This is a genomic window from Kitasatospora sp. NPDC059973, assembly GCF_042737525.1.
Lineage (GTDB): Bacteria > Actinomycetota > Actinomycetes > Streptomycetales > Streptomycetaceae > Kitasatospora.
The window spans coordinates 1-15975 of record NZ_JBHWUI010000178.1 but is presented as its reverse complement, the minus strand read 5'-3'; the positions used below and the strand labels follow the sequence as shown (position 1 = coordinate 15975).

General features: G+C 72.3%; 15 protein-coding genes and 2 pseudogenes. 3 read left to right on the top strand and 14 right to left on the bottom strand.

The annotated features are described in order from the left end of the window. Positions 1 to 89 precede the first annotated feature (89 nt). Positions 90 to 290: a hypothetical protein gene (locus tag ACFWA9_RS32920; RefSeq protein ID WP_380392151.1), complete on the bottom strand. Its 201-nt coding sequence runs from the start codon at positions 288 to 290 to the stop codon at positions 90 to 92. 10 nt (positions 291 to 300) lie between these two features. On the opposite strand from ACFWA9_RS32920, the gene ACFWA9_RS32915 reads away from it, so the two are divergent. After that, positions 301 to 531 (top strand): hypothetical protein, encoded by a 231-nt coding sequence (locus tag ACFWA9_RS32915; protein ID WP_380392149.1) that lies wholly within the window; start codon positions 301 to 303, stop codon positions 529 to 531. A gap of 516 nt (positions 532 to 1047) precedes the next feature. Here ACFWA9_RS32915 and ACFWA9_RS32910 read toward each other — a convergent pair. Continuing rightward, positions 1048 to 3588 carry a hypothetical protein gene (locus ACFWA9_RS32910; protein ID WP_380392146.1) on the bottom strand — a complete coding sequence of 847 codons (2541 nt, stop codon included), beginning with the start codon at positions 3586 to 3588 and terminating at the stop codon, positions 1048 to 1050. A gap of 443 nt (positions 3589 to 4031) precedes the next feature. On the opposite strand from ACFWA9_RS32910, the gene ACFWA9_RS32905 reads away from it, so the two are divergent. After that, entirely contained in the window at positions 4032 to 4553 is a 522-nt protein-coding gene (locus ACFWA9_RS32905) for a hypothetical protein (protein WP_380392144.1), read from the top strand. Positions 4554 to 5195: 642 nt separating this feature from the next. On the opposite strand, the pseudogene ACFWA9_RS32900 reads toward ACFWA9_RS32905, so the two are convergent. The 12 genes and pseudogenes from ACFWA9_RS32900 to ACFWA9_RS32845 all read right to left on the bottom strand — a co-directional run. Further along, a pseudogene (locus tag ACFWA9_RS32900) lies at positions 5196 to 5461 on the bottom strand (aminoglycoside phosphotransferase family protein); the annotation flags it as partial. Between the two features lie 227 nt (positions 5462 to 5688). Beyond that, positions 5689 to 5811, bottom strand: coding sequence for a hypothetical protein (locus ACFWA9_RS32895; protein ID WP_380392141.1), 123 nt, complete (start codon positions 5809 to 5811; stop codon positions 5689 to 5691). A 404-nt stretch (positions 5812 to 6215) separates the two neighbouring features. Beyond that, positions 6216 to 6911, bottom strand: a complete 696-nt coding sequence (locus tag ACFWA9_RS32890; RefSeq protein WP_380392138.1) for a FadR/GntR family transcriptional regulator — start codon at positions 6909 to 6911, stop codon at positions 6216 to 6218. A 246-nt stretch (positions 6912 to 7157) separates the two neighbouring features. After that, positions 7158 to 8018, bottom strand: a complete 861-nt coding sequence (locus ACFWA9_RS32885; protein ID WP_380392135.1) for an amidohydrolase family protein — start codon at positions 8016 to 8018, stop codon at positions 7158 to 7160. After that, the gene (locus ACFWA9_RS32880) at positions 8015 to 8326 is read right to left on the bottom strand and encodes an L-rhamnose mutarotase (RefSeq protein WP_380392132.1); all 312 of its coding nucleotides are present in this window, start codon (positions 8324 to 8326) and stop codon (positions 8015 to 8017) included. Before ACFWA9_RS32880 ends, ACFWA9_RS32885 begins: the two co-directional genes overlap by 4 nt. Further along, entirely contained in the window at positions 8323 to 8976 is a 654-nt protein-coding gene (locus tag ACFWA9_RS32875; protein ID WP_380392129.1) for a lactate utilization protein C, read from the bottom strand. Before ACFWA9_RS32875 ends, ACFWA9_RS32880 begins: the two co-directional genes overlap by 4 nt. After that, entirely contained in the window at positions 8973 to 10460 is a 1488-nt protein-coding gene (locus ACFWA9_RS32870; RefSeq protein ID WP_380392126.1) for a lactate utilization protein B, read from the bottom strand. Before ACFWA9_RS32870 ends, ACFWA9_RS32875 begins: the two co-directional genes overlap by 4 nt. Continuing rightward, complete coding sequence (locus ACFWA9_RS32865) at positions 10457 to 11197, bottom strand: (Fe-S)-binding protein (protein ID WP_380392123.1); 741 nt, start codon at positions 11195 to 11197, stop codon at positions 10457 to 10459. Before ACFWA9_RS32865 ends, ACFWA9_RS32870 begins: the two co-directional genes overlap by 4 nt. Beyond that, positions 11197 to 12195 carry an aldo/keto reductase gene (locus ACFWA9_RS32860; protein ID WP_380392120.1) on the bottom strand — a complete coding sequence of 333 codons (999 nt, stop codon included), beginning with the start codon at positions 12193 to 12195 and terminating at the stop codon, positions 11197 to 11199. Before ACFWA9_RS32860 ends, ACFWA9_RS32865 begins: the two co-directional genes overlap by 1 nt. Further along, complete coding sequence (locus ACFWA9_RS32855; RefSeq protein ID WP_380392117.1) at positions 12192 to 12953, bottom strand: SDR family NAD(P)-dependent oxidoreductase; 762 nt, start codon at positions 12951 to 12953, stop codon at positions 12192 to 12194. Before ACFWA9_RS32855 ends, ACFWA9_RS32860 begins: the two co-directional genes overlap by 4 nt. After that, complete coding sequence (locus tag ACFWA9_RS32850) at positions 12950 to 14290, bottom strand: L-fuconate dehydratase (RefSeq protein ID WP_380392114.1); 1341 nt, start codon at positions 14288 to 14290, stop codon at positions 12950 to 12952. The genes ACFWA9_RS32855 and ACFWA9_RS32850 overlap by 4 nt, the downstream gene beginning before the upstream one ends. Before the next feature lie 11 nt (positions 14291 to 14301). Beyond that, a complete protein-coding gene (locus tag ACFWA9_RS32845) occupies positions 14302 to 15153 on the bottom strand; it encodes a fumarylacetoacetate hydrolase family protein (protein ID WP_380392111.1) in 852 nt (283 codons plus the stop codon). A 520-nt stretch (positions 15154 to 15673) separates the two neighbouring features. Between ACFWA9_RS32845 and ACFWA9_RS32840 the strand changes: the two are divergent. Next, positions 15674 to 15975 (top strand): annotated as a pseudogene (locus ACFWA9_RS32840) (sugar ABC transporter substrate-binding protein); the annotation flags it as partial.

The following is a 15975-nucleotide window of genomic DNA, read 5'->3' as shown; positions in this document are numbered from 1 at the left end:
GACCCACGGACGAGACTCCCTCTTCCCCACGGACGGACTAACGAGCACATCAACCGACAGTCACGCGACTACGACTTTTGTTAGGACCTCTAAGCGCCCCGGGTCTCCTGGTGGACGTCGCGGATCGCGCGCACGAGTGCGGCCTCGGCCGCCGCCCGATCGGCGCGGGCCCGGGCACCGGCCCGCCAGGCGTAGTACCCAGACCGGGCGGCGTCAAGGACCTCGCACAACCGCTGGACACCGAACTCACCGGCGTGGGCGGAGATGAAGTCCCAGCGGCGGGCCCTCACTTCTTCTCCCGTGCGAAATACGCCGCTGCCCGGGGCAGGATCTCTTTCTCGACCCGCCCTCGGTAGAGAGCGGATCGACATCCTGCCCGACCGCACCACTCCGACCCTGGTCGCGTGGCTGCGCGAGCACCCCGGTGCCGAATACGTCTGCCGCGACGGCTCCGGCTCCTACGGCGAGGCGATCCGCCAGGCCCTGCCCGAGGCAGTGCAGTGGCACGGTCCGGCCACTCACCCACCATGAGGCTGCCAGCTGTGAGTAGATCGGCACGTCGGCGAAGTGGAAGGCCGCTCTCGCGGCCGCCTCCGGAGCCATCGCGGGCGCCGTCATGCGCGGGTCGACGGCGGCGGCCAGGGCGCGATCGGCGTCGGTCGGCTCCCGGGTCGCCGAGCGCGACACCCGCTCCTGCTTCCAGGCCGTGGGCAGCGGCTCGACCAAGGCCCAGTGCCCGTCGGACGAATCCGTTGAGTACGGCGTCCGTTTCATCCCCCGATGCCATCATGCACACGACGTGCACGTCAGCCCGAACGACTCCGCACCCGCGAACGGGCGGCACCAGATCATCCGGAAATGGACATACCGCCCTCTAGCGCCTACTCAACCCCAAGCCCAGGCAGACGCTTGGCTGGGACACCCCAGCCAAGCGCTTCTTCGAGCTGCCTGAAGACGCTCCCAGCCCCCAACCCCCGCCGGGTTGCGGCGAGTTGTCGAATCCACCTGTTCGGGGGCGGGGCGTCGGGCGTACCGATCGGGGGCGGGTCAGTCCTTGCCGGGCACCGCCAGGATGCAGAGCAGGGAGCAGGCCACCGCCGCGGACGGGGCGGTGGTGGTGGGGGTGGTGCCGGCGGGCGCGTTCGCGGCGACGAAGCTCGCGGAGGCGGTGTTCTTCAGCGGGAGCGCCAGCAGCAGGGAGTCGCAGTAGACGGCGCGGCTGGTGCCGGCCGCGAGGGCGAAGGTGCCGGCGGCCTGCCGGCAGGCGGGCGTGCTGGCGTCGTTGACGGTGACGGACGCGGCGTCGACCGGTCCGGCGTTGCTGACGGTGATTCGCCAGTGCGCGGTGCCGAGCAGGCCCAGCAGTCCCACGGGGCTGGTCTTGGCCCAGGGCCCGGGGCCGCCGGGCAGACAGTCGTGGGAGTTGGCGGAGCCGCAGATCTCCTTCTCCACGGTGACCCGGGGCTGGCAGCCGGTGCCGGGCGCGACCGCGGTGGTGACGGTGTTGGAGGTGAGCGCGCCGTTCGCGTCGCTACCGTTCGCGGTGTTGGTGACGGCGGTGGCGGTGCAGGCGGCCGCGACGGTGGTGCGGAAGCAGACCTGCGGCCCGTCACCCCGGTACTCGACGACCAGGGAGGGGTGGTTGCCGTTGGTGAAGTCCGCGGAGGTGGTCAGCACCAGCTGCGCGGTGACGGTGAGGGCCGGGTGCGCGGTGACGGAGATGCCGGACAGGTCGACCGTGCCGTCCGCGCCGAGCGCCGGGGTCGCGACGGGCGTGCCGTCGGGGTCGGTGACCAGGACTCGGGACGCCGACAGGGTGATGTGCGAGAGGTCGATGTCGGTCAGCCGGACCTTGTCGTAGCCCTGGACGTGGCCGCTCGCGCCGTCGCAGTAGAAGTTGCCGGGTTCGAGGGTGACCGAGGCGCCGCTGTGCACACAAGGGCTGGCGCCGGTCGTCGGGTCGAGCGAGAACAGCACGCCGGCGTCGCCGAGGCCGATCAGGCAACGGGTCGTGGAGTCGTAGCTGTAGCCGTAGTCGCGGGTGTCGCCGCCGTGGGCACTCGGGTGCCCGGCCGGGAGCGGGAAGCCCGCGCAGGGGCCGCCGGTGGCCCAGTCGTGGCAGACGGTCGCGCCGGCCACCCCGCCGCCCCAGATCGGGAAGTAGCTGCGGGTGCCGGTACCGGTGGTGACGGTCTCGGGGTTGAAGGTCAGCACGTTGCCGGCCAGCGCGCCGAGACTGCTCGGCGCGGCGTGCACGGAGCCGTCCAGGCCGTAGCAGGTGGTCAGGACGTTCGCGCCGCCGACGGTGCTGGTGCAGACGCCGTCGGGGTGCCCGGCGGTGTCGTACGCGGTGTAGGCGTTGTAGGTGTAGTAGTTGGCGTTCGGCCCGGCGGGGTGCTGGGTGTCCCAGCCCGCGCAGGCGCTGAGGGCGGCGGTGTCAAAGCAGCCGAGCGCGGGCGGCCCGGGGACGGTGGAGGTGCCGGCCTGCGGCGAGCTGGAGACGAAGACCTTGTCGCCGATCGCGGTGAGCGCGCCGAAGTAGAGCGCGGTGGGCGTGCTCGGCAGGTCACGGTTGCCTGGGGCGACGGGCGCGTACGGTTGGCCGGCGCACGGGGTGCGGGTGGCGAGCGCCAGGCAGAGCACCCGGCCGTTGCTGGCGACGCCGTACAGGTTGTCGCCGGAACGCACCAGGCCCGCGAGGTTGTTGACGCTGCTGGGCGAGCCGCCAGTGGGCGTGAGGGCGGTGAAGCCGCAGTTCGCCTGCGCGTCGAGGTCCAGGCAGCCGACGCCGACCGCGGCGGCGGTGACGGCGGGGTACAGCACCTGGTTCGGGTGCGCGGGGTCGAACACGTACTGCGGGGTGAGCGGGCTGCCGATGTCACCGGTGGCGCCGCTGCCGAGCGGGCCGACGGTGGTGTTCAGCGGCCGCGGCCAGGGGCCGCCGGTGCAGGGCTGACCGGCCGTCAGGCTGAGGCAGACCACCTGCGGGGCGCTACGCGCGGCGTGGTGGTAGATGTTCCAGGACTGGATCTCGCCGGACGCCGTCCGGTGCAGGATCGGGGTGAACCCGTCGCCGCCGGTGGACTGCGCGGTCGGCTGGACGGGGGCGAGCAGCAGCGGGGAGACGCCGGTGCCGACGCCGCGCAGCACCGGGTTCTCGGCCCGGACGGCGGTGGTCGCGGGGCCGGTGTCGGTGGCGCCGAACGTGCTTCCGTCGGTCGACCAGGACGGCGTCCACCCGGGCGGGACCTTCAGCGAACCGGGTACGTACGTCTGGGAGTCGCCCGCGCCCGCGATCGGGTCGGTGACGACGGCGGGCGCGGCGGCGCCGCCGGAGGTGCCGCCGCGGTAGGTGACGGCCCAGTTCAGGGTGTCGCCGTGCTCGGCGGTGGCGGCACCCGGGTGGGTGGCGTTCTGCACGGTCTTCACCAGCGCGGACGCCCCGACGGTGGTGTCGGCCGGGCTGGCGCCGGCCCCGGGGGCGACGCCCCCCAGGCCCAGCAGCAGGAGCGCGGAGGTGACGGCGACGGCCGTGGCGGCGCCGAGCGGACGGCGGCCGGTGCGACGGCTTCGGGCGGTGATCGGCATGGGCGGACGCGGGCTTCTCAGCACTGGTTCTCCACCTCTGATCGGCAGTCGAACTGACAGGTCGTCAGTCCGGTCCGTCGATCAGGGTAAAGGTTCGGCAAGTATGGACCGGAGCTACTTTTCATATTGGTCACACAGTGAACGAATATGACTCGACATCTTTCCCCTCGATCGTCCGCACGACCTCCGAGGGCCGATCGTCCCCGAACATCACTTCGATGCCCGCCCGCCCTTGGGCCGCTGACGTACGACACCCGCAGCCCGAGCCGCCACACCGTCGGGTGACGTGACTCAGCCAGGCGAGTGACGGAGACGACCGCCGACTGCGCCCCGGGCAGGCCGGTGTTCCATGATCGGTGCCGTCGCCGTCTCCGGCGGATCGTGTGAAACCGTGTCAGTGCCGTGCGACCGGTCCGACCACGGCTGTTCGAGGAGTTCGTCCCATGCGTTCACGAGTCATCGCCCTCATGGCCGCCGCCATCGCGGCCACTTCGGCGCTCACGCAGCCCGCCCACGCCGCCCCCCTCATCGACGGGGTCTACCGGTTCGCGGCCCTCACGGACGGCAAGTGCCTGGTCTGGCCCAAGCTGCACGGACCTGTCGGCACAGTGTCACTGGGCGACTGCACGGACAGCACGTACACCTCGGCGAACTGGCAGGTACAGCAACGGCCCAACGGAACGATGAACGTCTCCGTGCCGAACTCGGCCCCTCGCGGCTGCCTGAGGTTGACGGACGACCACAAGGTGGGGATCAGCGACAACTGCGACCGGTACGCCGAATGGACCGTCTTCTACGGCTCCGCCGGCCCCGGCAGCACGGTGTGGGCCGACATCGAGCACACCCCCGGCGACCGGTCCGCCTCGTGGGGGAAGCTGGTCGACGATCCCGGCGTGACCGGCCGGCTCGTGGTGAGGCCGGCCCCCATCGAGCCGCACCACTGGACCGTGCAGCCAGCCGGCTAGAACACCCCAGTCCCGGTCGCTCGGGGTCGCCTCCGTGCGCCACCGGGCGCGCAGGACGCCGTCCCCGTCGGGCAGCACGGCCGTGAACACGGGACCGCGCCCATCGACGGCCATCGGCAGGACGGCAGGCACGGACACCGCAGAGCTGGGCGGCCAGTGCCGTGAACTGGGTCTCGTCGGCGACCGTGCTGGCGATCCGGCCGTCCCGGTCCTCCCAGACGAATTCGACCAGGCCCCGTCCGGGAGGCCGGCCACAACTGCGGGGACATCGGTGGAGAGGTCCGGCCAGAGCGCCAGCCGGGCCCGCGGGGCCAACCCGGCGCGCAGTGCATCGAACGTGCCGTCACCGAGCCGGTGCCAGCGGGAGGCATCGTCGACGTGCATCTCCTCCAGGAGCGCCGCCTCGCGCATCGCCACGCACCAGCGCACCCACTCCCAGACGACGTCGTCGGCCGGACGCTGCTCCCCCGGCTCGTCGAACACCGCCTCGTACGGGGAATCGTCCATGACTCCGCACGGGCACGCCTGGAGCAGGCTGCCGAGCAGGTCCAACCGTGATACACGTTCGACCGGACCGCAGCATCACTTCGCGGATCCGTGCTCCGGGCGGCGGCGCCCGCCGCCCCCGGGCCGCTCGCGCCTTCACCCGGGCGGGGGACTCCGCCCGGAGCCCCGTCCGCAGCGGGCGAGGGCGGCCCGGCCAGGTTGAGCCCCTCCGCTCGCCAGTGGTCGCGGTCGGGCATCTGGTCGTTCCGTCGCCAGCGCCAGGCCGACAACATCGTCCAGTCCACCGCGCGGCACCGGTGGATCAGGTCCTCGTCGACCCCCGCGTAGTGCTCTGCGACCTCCTCGGGCGCATGGGCGAGGTCGAACTCGACCGGTCCGCGGCAGCAAGTGACGAGGTCGATGGCATGCCGCGGCCCCAGCACCACCGCCGTGGTGGCACCGGGGCCGCAGGCCGGGTCGGGCGGTGTCAGCGGTCACGGAATTCCTCGTCTTCGACCGTTTCCGCCCTCACGGAATTCCCCACCCCCGTGGTCACGATTCCCCAGGGGACGGCGATCGCAGACCGGTGTGCCCTACAGATCGTGGCGGCAGGGACGGACCCGCCCCGGTTGGTGCGGGGGCGGCGTTCTCACGCGTGCTGTGACGTGGTGTGCAGTCCTTCGAGGAGTGTGGCCAGGTAGCGGCGCGCGGTGTCGATCCGGTCGGCGGGTGTGCCGCCGTGGACGTTGACGGCGTAGGCGATACCGCACATGAGCGGGACGAGGTCGGCGGCGGCCAGGTCGCGGCGGACCGCTCCGGCGTCACGAGCCCGGGGATTCGGACCGCTCCCGGGCTGCTGTTCGTGGCGGCGCGGTAGCGCTCCCCCGCCCCGCCGATGGTACGGAGCCCCCGTTCAGCGGCCCCGTACTGACAACGCTCCGCACACGTCCAGCGGTTCAGACACCCGGACGACGAACCGGTCACCCGGACGAGCACACCTCGAACCTCCCTGGAACGGCGGCGACAGCGACGGACCGGACCTGGCAGCCAACCGGCTTCCGGCTGGGCCGCGCGGGACCGTGACGGGCCCTCACGGGCCGTCTCCCGTACCCCGCAGGCGGGGCGGGCCCGACGCAGAGGGACCCGATACTCCTGGCGGCCTTCACGCACCCCGCGTCAGCCGAGCGAGGATCCGGCTGCGCCGAGGGTGTCCCGCAGCCACTGCTCGACACCTGCCACGTGCACCGTCGCCCAGGCGTGGGCGAGGTCGGGGCGGCGGTGGGCGATGGCGTCGAGGATGGCGCGGTGCTGCTGGCGGGTCCGGTCGACCGCGCCCTCCTCGGTCAGCCCGCGCCAGATCCGCGCCCGGGCGGTCGGGCCGGACAGGCCGTCGATCAGCGAGCAGAGGACGGTGTTGCCCGAACCGGCCGCGATCCTGCGGTGGAACTCGAGGTCATTGTCGATCAGCTCTTGCAGGCCGGCGTCATCGCTCAGGCTCTCCAGGACCTCCCCGAGCGCGGCGATGTCCTCGTCCGGCATCACCCGGGCGGCCATGGCTGCGGCGGCGGGCTCCAGGATGCGGCGGACCTCCAGGAACTCCAGCACCGAGTCGTCCTGGTGGAAGTCGACGACGAAGCCCAGCGCGTCCAGCAGCAGGTTGGGCTCCAGGCTCGTCACGTACGTGCCGTCGCCCTGGCGTACGTCGAGTACCCGGATGAGCGAGAGGGCCTTCACCGCTTCACGCAGGGAGTTGCGCGACAGACCGAGCCGCTCGGCCAGGTCGGCCTCATTGGGGAGTCGCGAACCGGGGTGCAGCTCACCATTGACGATCATGGCTTTGATCTTCTCGATCGCCGAGTCGGTGACTGGCACGCCGTTGCCTCCCTGGTCCTGATCCCTGCAGCATAGTCTCCCCGGCACCTGCCCGGAGCCGCCCTGATCGCGATCGGTCAAGGCCGTCCGGCAAGATCCACCGGACGCCTTCCGTACGACGGCTGCCCCGCGCAGAGGCCGTATTCGTCCGGGCCGGCTACGGTCCCGGCGGGGCGGCGCGCCCCTCCGCGGGCCGACACGGGGCACCGAGGGCTCGCCTGACGATGCGCGGCGCGGCGGGAGTCGTCAGACAAGTCCGAGCCCGTACACGCGGACGGCGTTGTGCCGGAACACCGCGTCCTTCTCCCCCGCGCTGAGTCCGTCCACGAGGCGCCGGGCGATCCGGACGACCTCGGTGTAGCCGGCCTCCAGGGTGCACACCGGCCAGTCGGAGCCGAAGAGGAGCCGCTGCGGGCCGAAGGCCTCCAGGGCGGTGTCGGCGTACGGCGTGAGGTCCTCCGTCCGCCACCGGCCGGGCGCGGTCTCGGTCACCAGGCCGGAGAGCTTTGCCACGGTGTTGGGCAGCGCGGCCAGGTGGCGCAGGTCGGCTGCCCAGGGGTGGAGCGTGCCGTCGGCGACCGGGGGTTTGCCGAGGTGGTCGAGGACGAACGTCAGCCCGGTGAGCCGGGCGGCCGCGAGGGCGGCGGCGGGCAGCTGGTGCGGCTTGACGACGAGGTCGTAGGCGAGGCCCGCCTCGGCGACGGCGAGCAGGCCGCGCTGGACGTCGGGGCGCAGCAGCCACGCGGGGTCGGACTCCTCCTGGACCTGGTGCCTGATGCCCACCAGCCTTTCCCCGCCGCGGAGTTCACGCAGGGCGGCGAGCGCGTCGGCAACGTCGGGGGCGGTGAGGTCGGTCCAGCCGACGACGCCGGCGATCAGGTCGCTGCCGTCGGCCAGCGCCAGCAGTTCGGGGGTCTCCTCGGGGACGCACACGGTCTGCACGACGACCGTGGCGGCCACTGCGGCCTCCGCGGCTTCGGGGGCGAGGTCGGCGGCGGTGAAGGAGCGGGCCAGCGGAGCGAGGGCCTCGCCGCTGATCCAGGGCTGCGGCCGCGTGTCGAGGTCCCAGACGTGGTGGTGCGCGTCGACGATCTGACGCCCGGTCACAGCTCCCACACCACCGGGAGGCCGGCCCCGGCACCGGCGTCGGAGTAGTCGTGGCTGATGTCGAGCAGTTCGCCCATCCTCTCCTGCCAGGCGACGTTCACCGGGAGGTGCTCCAGCTCGGCGAGGAGCCGGGCGTAGTCCTCGCACTCCAGCAGGTGGAACAGGTCGCACCCGCTGCGCCAGATCCTCCACGAGGTGACGCCGGCGGCCCGGATGGCTGCGACGAGTCCGGCGGGCACGTCCCGGTGGGCGGCCTCGTACTCGGCGATCCGGTCCGGGCGGAGGCGGGTGTGCAGGGCGACACTCAAGGCTTCTCCGGGTGGGTGGGGTGGTCGACGATGACGACGTGCAGGGTGCGGGGGCCGTGCACGCCCTCGACGCGGTCGAGTTCGATGTCGCTGGTGGCGGAGGGTCCCGAGATGAAGGTCAGCGGCAGCGCGGGGTCGAGGCGGGCGAGGGCGTCGGGGACGTCGGCGGCGATCTGTCCGGCGCGGATGACGCACAGATGGTAGTCGGGGACGAGGGTGAGGGCGCGGCGGCCCTGGCCCGGGCCGGTGTCGAGGACGATGGTGCCGGTGACGGCGATGCCGGCGGCGGCGAGGGTGCAGGCGCCGTCCAAGGCGTTCAGGGCCTGGACGTCCAGCGGTTCCCGGTGCCACTGCCAGTCGCCGGGCGGCAGCAGCTCGGCGGGAAAGCCGCCGGGCAGTGCCAGGTTCTTCGCGCCGCACGCGGTGAGCGCGGCGGCGATGGCGGCCGGCAGGCCCGCCTGGTCGGTGCGGGTGACGTTCGCACGGTAGTCGGCGAGGCGCTCGGCGAACAGGGCGACGGTGTCCTCGCCCGGCCCGGTGTGGCTGCGGCGGTAGGCGCGGGGTACGGGGACGTCGTCGGGCCGTTCGTCGGCGGGGACGTCGGCGAGCGCCGCCCGGATGCGGCCGAGGACTGCCTCACGGCTGCTCATCGTTCACCTTCCCTGTTCTTGCGCCACCAGGTGCGGAATGACTCGGCCGGAGGTGCGGGGGTGTCGCGGGTGTCCGACCAACCGTGCAACGGGCCTGGCAGTCGGCCGATCCGCCCGTCCCTGGCGAGGACCCTGCCGCCGAGCGCGGCGGCCTTCTGGGCCGCGGAGAGCAGCCGCGGGGAGTCGAGGACGGTGGCGGCGGCCTTCATGGCCAGCCCCTCCGGGTCGAGCGGTCGCCGCTTGGCCTCGACGGCCCTGGCCCTGAGGTGCGCCAGCACCTCCGGGATGTCGATCTTCACGGGGCAGGCGTCGTAGCAGGCGCCGCACAGGGTGGAGGCGAACGGCAGGGTGGCCGCCCCGCTCCTGGTGTCACTGCCGGCGCCGACCAGTTGCGGGGTGAGGACGGCGCCGATCGGTCCCGGGTACACCGAGCCGTAGGCGTGGCCGCCGGTGCGCTCGAAGACGGGGCAGACGTTGAGGCAGGCCGAGCAGCGGATGCAGCCGAGGACCTGCCGTCCGACCTCGTCGGCGAGGGTGTCGGTGCGGCCGTTGTCGAGCAGCACCAGGTGGAACTCCCTCGGCCCGTCGCCGTCGGCCACTCCGGTCGGACCCAGCCCGGTCCAGGTGGAGGTGTAGGGGTTCATCCGCTCGCCGGTGGAGGAGCGGGGCAGCAGCTGGAGGAAGACCTCCAGGTCCGACCAGGTGGGGACGGTCTTCTCGATGCCCATGACGGTGATCAGCGTCTCGGGCAGGGTGAGGCACATCCGGCCGTTGCCCTCGGACTCCACGACGACGACCGTGCCGGTGTCGGCGACGGCGAAGTTGGCGCCCGAGACGGCCACCTTGGCGGTGAGGAACTTCTCCCTCAGGTGCAGGCGGGCCGCTTCGGCGAGTTCACGCGGGTCGTCGCCGAGGTTCTCGGGCGCGGGCCGCCCCCAGTGGGCCATCTCGGTGGCGAAGAGGTCGCGGATCTCGGTCCGGTTGCGGTGGATCGCGGGGACGAGGATGTGGGAGGGGCGGTCGTCGCCGAGCTGGACGATGAGTTCGGCGAGGTCGGTCTCGTAGGCGGTGATGCCGGCTTCGGCGAGGGCTTCGTTGAGGCCGATCTCCTGGGTCGCCATGGACTTGACCTTCACCACCTCGTGTTCACCGGTGGCCCGCACGAGTTCGGTCACGATGCGGTTGGCCTCGGTGGCGTCCGAGGCCCAGTGCACGGATCCGCCCGCGGCGGTGACGGCGGCCTCCAACTGGACGAGGTAGTGGTCGAGGTGGCGTGCGGTGCGGTTCTTGATCGCGGCGGCGGCGTCGCGCAGGTGCTCCCAGTCGTCCAGCTCGGAGACGACCGCGAGCCGCTTGTCGCGGATGGTCGTGGTGGCGCGTTTCAGGTTGGCGCGCAGTTGGGTGTTGCCGAGCGCCTCGCGGGCGGCGTCGGGGAAGGACGGGGAGCCGAGCCAGACGACGCCACGGCTGCCGGGGCCGGTCATCGTGCGGTTCCTTCGGTCGCGGCGAGGATCTCGGCCAGGTGCACGGTCCGCACGGCCGAGCCCTGGCGGGACAGTCCGCCGCCGATGTGCATCAGGCAGGAGTTGTCGGCGGCGCACAGGACGTCGGCTCCGCTGTCCAGGACGGCGGCGTTCTTGTCGGCGAGCATCGCGGCGGAGGTGTCGGCGTTCTTGACGGCGAAGGTGCCGCCGAAGCCGCAGCAGGAGTCGGCCGCGGGGAGGTCGACCAGCTCGATGTCCTCGACCGCGCGCAGCAGGCGGTCCGGGCGGTCGCCGAGCCGCAGGCCGCGCAGGGAGTGACAGGTGGGGTGGTAGGCGACGCGGTGCGGGAAGCGGGCGCCGACGTCCGTGACGCCGAGAACGTCGGTCAGGAACTCGGTGAACTCGTACACCCGGGGCACCAGTTCGGCGACCTGCTGCTGGAGGTCGGGCTGTCCGTGCTCCCGGGCGAGCACGGGGTGGTTGTCGCGGACCATTCCGGCGCAGGAGGCGGACGGGGTGACCACGGCGGCGTAGTCGGCGAAGGTCCGGGCGAAGCGGGTCACCAGCGGGAGGGCCTCGGGGCGGTAGCCGGTGTTGAAGTGCATCTGGCCGCAGCAGGTCTGTTCCCGGGGGAACTCGACGCGGTGGCCGAGCCGCTCCAGCACGGTCACCACCGCGCGGCCGGTGTCGGGGAAGAGGGCGTCGTTGAAGCAGGTGATGAACAGGGCGATGCGCATCAGCTCACCTCCTCGGGGGTCGGGACGTCCGCGGACAGCAGACCGCGTTCCTTGAACTCTGCCCAGAGCGCCGCCGGAACGGGGTGCTGGAGCATGGCGGCGGCGTCCCGGACCTCGCCGGCGCTGCGGGTGCCGACCAGCACGCTCGTCACCGCCGGGTGCCCGAACGGGAACCGCAGGGCGGCGGCCCGCAGCGGTACGCCGTGCCGCTCGCAGACGGCCTTGAGGTCGGTCGCCCCGGCGAGCAGGTCTGCGGGGGCCGCGGTGTAGTCGAAGGTGGCGCCGGGCCGCGGGTCGGCGAGCAGGCCGGAGTTGAAGACACCGCCGATCACGACGCCGACGCCGCGCCGGTGGGCCAGCGGCAGCAGCTCCGCAAGGCCCCGCTGGTCGAGGAGGCTGTAGCGGCCGGCCAGCAGGACGACGTCGAGGTCGGTCTCGCGGATGAACCGGGCGGGCAGCTCGGCCTGGTTCATGCCGACGCCGATCGCTCCCAGGACGCCTTCGGCGCGCAGGCGTTCGAGTTCCGGGTAGGCCTCGGTGAGTGCCTGATCGGCGTGGTCGTCGGGGTCGTGCAGGTAGGCGATGTCGATCCGGTCGAGGCCGAGCCGGTTCAGGCTGTCCTCGATAGAGCGGCGCACCCCCTGGGCGCTGAAGTCCCACACGCGGTGGTGGGTGGAGGGCACGGCGAAGCCGTGGGCCAGGTCGTCGCCGCCGCCGGAGGGGGCCGGCTCCAGCAGGCGTCCGACCTTCGTGGAGATCGTGTACTGCTCCCGGGGGAACGCCCGCAGGGCCTCGCCGAGTCGTCGCTCGGACAGGCCCAGGCCGTAGTGCGGGGCGGTGTCGAAGTACCGTACGGCGGACTCCCAGGCGGCGGTGACGGCCTGTTCGGCCTGCTCGTCGGTGACCGGGGTGAACAGGTTGCCGATGCCGGCGGCGCCGAAGGCGAGTGCGGTGACCCGGGCCGTGCTGCGGCCGAGCGGGTTGCGGCGCGGCTTCACGGGCGCGGCTCCGGTCGCAGACGCAGACCGGCCATGCCGCCGTCGACCGCGAGAGCGGTGCCGGTGACACTCGCGGCGGCCGGGGAGGCGAGGTAGGCGATGGCCGCGGCGACCTCCTCGGCGGTGACCAGCCGCCCGGTGGGCTGGCGGGCGTTCAGTGCGGCGCGTTCGGCGGCCGGGTCGTCGGCGGCGTCGAGCAGCCGGCCGACCCAGGGGGTGTCGACGGTGCCCGGGTTGACGCAGTTGACCCGGATGCCCTCGCGGACGTGGTCGGCGGCCATGGCCAGGGTGAGCGAGAGGACGGCGCCCTTGCTCGCCGAGTACAGCGCGCGCTGCGGCAGTCCGGCCGTGGCGGCGATCGAGCAGGTGTTGACCACCGAGGCGGAGGCGGAGCGGCGCAGGTACGGCAGGGCGGCGCGGGTGGTGCGGACGATGCCGAGCACGTTGACGTCCAGGACGCGGTGCCACTGCTCGTCCGGGTTGTCCTCCACGGTTCCGGCGGCGCCGATGCCGGCGTTGTTGACCAGGATGTCGATCCCGCCGAGTGCCTCGGCCGCCGCCTGGACGGCCGCGCGTACGGAGTGGTCGTCGGCGACGTCGGCGGTGAAGCCGCGCAGCGGGGTGTGGACACCACTCGGGTCGAGGTCGAGGACGGCGACGTCCGCACCGCGTTCGCCGAGCAGTCGGGCGGTGGCCAGGCCGATGCCGGAGGCGCCGCCGGTGACCAGGGCGGTGAGCCCGTCGAGGTCGGTCCTCATGAAAGCTCCTCCTTGCCGCCGCCGGCCAGGTCGGCTGCCCAGAAAGCGCCGTCTGGGTAGCGGTAGGTGTCGATGGCGGCCTGGTCCATCTCGGCGGAGAACCCGGGCGCGGTGGGCGCCCGGTAGTGGCCGTTGTCGATGACCACCGGGTCGAGGAAGTGCTGGTGCAAGTGGTCGACGAACTCGATCACCCGGTCCTCGGTGGTGCCGGAGAGCGCGACGTAGTCGAACATCGACAGGTGCTGGACGAGTTCGCACAGGCCCACCCCGCCGGCGTGCGGGCAGACCGGGACGTCGAACCTGGCGGCGAGCAGCAGGATGGCGAGGTTCTCGTTGACGCCGGCCACCCGGGCCGAGTCCAGCTGGAGGACGTCGATGGCACCGGCCTGGAGCAGTTGCTTGAAGACGATCCGGTTCTGCACGTGCTCGCCGGTGGCGACCTTGATCGGGTGGACACCGCGCCGGATGGCGGCGTGGCCGAGGACGTCGTCGGGACTGGTGGGCTCCTCGATCCAGTAGGGGTCGAACGCGGCAAGAGCGCTCGTCCACTCGATCGCCTCGGCCACGTTCCAGCGCTGGTTGGCGTCGATCGCCATCCGGATGCGCGGGCCGACGGCCTCGCGGGCGACGCGGCAGCGGCGGATGTCGTCCTCCAGGTCGGCGCCGACCTTCAGCTTGATCTGGGTGAAGCCGTCGGCCACCGCCTGCGCGGCGAGGCGGGTGAGCTTCTCGTCGCTGTAGCCCAGCCAGCCGGGCGAGGTGGTGTAGGCGGGGTAGCCGACCTCCCGCAGGTGCCGGGAACGGTCGGCGGCGCCCTGTCTGCCCTTGCGCAGCAGTTCGAGGGCCTCGTCGGGCGTCAGCGCGTCGGCGATGTAGCGGAAGTCGACCTGGGACACCAGCCACTCGGGGTCGGCGTCGGCCAGCAGCTGCCACAGCGGCTTGCCCGCGCGCTTGGCGGCGAGGTCCCAGACGGCGTTGAGGACGGCTCCGACGGCCATGTGCATCACGCCCTTCTCGGGGCCGAGCCAGCGCAGCTGGCTGTCGCCGATCAGGTCGCGGGAGAGGGAGCCGGGGTCGGCGCACAGCTCGGCGACGGAACGTCCGACGACGTGCGGGCGCAGCGCGTCGATGGCGGCGACCTGGACGTCGTTGCCGCGGCCGATGGTGAAGGTGAACCCGTGCCCCTCGGGCTCGCCGTCGGAGGTGCGCAGGACGACGTAGGCGGCGGAGTAGTCGGGATCGGGATTCATGGCGTCGGACCCGTCCAGCTCCCGCGAGGTGGGGAAGCGGATGTCGTAGGTGTCGACGGCGGTGATCCGCGGTGTGGTTGCGGACAACGTGGTGCCTTTCACGCGTTGGCGAACGTCTGGCGCTGGGTGCCGAGGCCGTCAATGGACAGCTCGACCGCGTCGCCGGCGCGCAGGTAGGGGGTGCCGGGCAAGCCCAGGGCCACGCCAGCCGGGGTGCCGGTGTTGATGACGTCTCCGGGGCGCAGCACCATGTACTGGCTGAGGTACCAGACCAGGTACGGGACGTCGAAGACCATGTCCCTGGTGTTGCCGTCCTGGCGGGTCTCGCCGTTGACGGCCAGACGAAGGCCTAGCGCCCGCACGTCGCCGGCCTCGTCCGGGGTGACCAGCCAGGGGCCGAGCGGGTTGAAGGTCTCGCAGGACTTGCCGAGGTCCCACTGCCCGGAGTACTCCAACTGGAACTCCCGCTCGGACACGTCGTTGCTGATCGCGTAGCCCGCGACATGGGCGAGGGCCCGCTGGGGCGAGTCCAGGTAGCGGGCCTCGCGGCCGATCACGACCGCGAGTTCGACCTCCCAGTCCGTCTTGGCCGAGCCGCGCGGGATCAGCACCCGGTCGTGGGGGCCGACCACGGTGGACGGGTCCTTCATGAAGACCACCGGCCGGGTGGGGACGGCGGCGCCGGTCTCCTCGGCGTGGTCGCGGTAGTTGAGGCCGATGCAGACGACCTTGCCCGGCCGAGCGACGGGTGCGCCGATCCGCAGGCCGGCCGGGTCGATCGGGGGAAGCTCTCCGGCGGCCAGGGCGGCGCGGACGCCCTCGGTCCCGTCCGAGGCGAGGAACGCCCCGTCGATGTCACCGGTCAGGCCCGAGACGTCGAAGACCCGGCCGTCATCGCCGAGGACCGCCGGAACCTCGCCTCCCGCCGGTCCGATCCGCAGTAGCTTCACGCTCTGACTCCCGTCCTAAGGTCTGCGGGCCGGGACTCTTCACCAGGCCAACACATCGGATGTATCCGTGACGCCCTGACCATACGAGTGCCGGCCACGCACCGCAAGAAGTCCTCCGATGTCTGTCGGCACCCACCGGGGACCGGGAGCCACATGTCTCCTCACTGTTCATCAAATCTCCAGCTCAGAACCGGGACAGGAACTCCCGGCAACCCGGGACGGGAGCCCGCACGTTACGGTTGAGATTCGTCCGAGGTATCCCTATTGTCAGTCAGGTGCCAACCTCGTATGGTCCTCGTGATCGCAATCCATCCGATGACTTCGAGGAGTGCGAGCACGATCCGGCGCGCCTGTCACGACCGCCGCATCCATGGCCTCCCTCCTGGATGACGGCCGGGAAGGGAGATCCGGCTCAACCACCCCCGCTTCACCACCCGGAGACGGGCCTCCCGGCCTCCCACCACACCGGCTCCCTGCCCCCGCGGGGGAGCCGGACATCCCAGCCAAGGAGATCAGCACCATGAAGCCTCGCTCCTCCAGAATCGCGGCCACGGCCGCCGCCGTGATCGTCCTGGCGGGGGCCGCCACGGCCTGCAACCGCGGCAGCGCGTCGGACTCCGCCGCCGGCGGCAAGCCCGCACTCGGGATCGACCTGCCGCGTGCGGACTCCGACTTCTGGAACTCCTACGCGCAGTACGTCAAGCAGGACGCCACCGCCCAGGGCCTCAACACCCTGCCGGTGAGCAACTCGCAGAACGACGTCACCAAGCTGGTCGCCAACGTCCAGGTCTTCCAGAACACGGGCGCCAAGGCCGTCGTCAT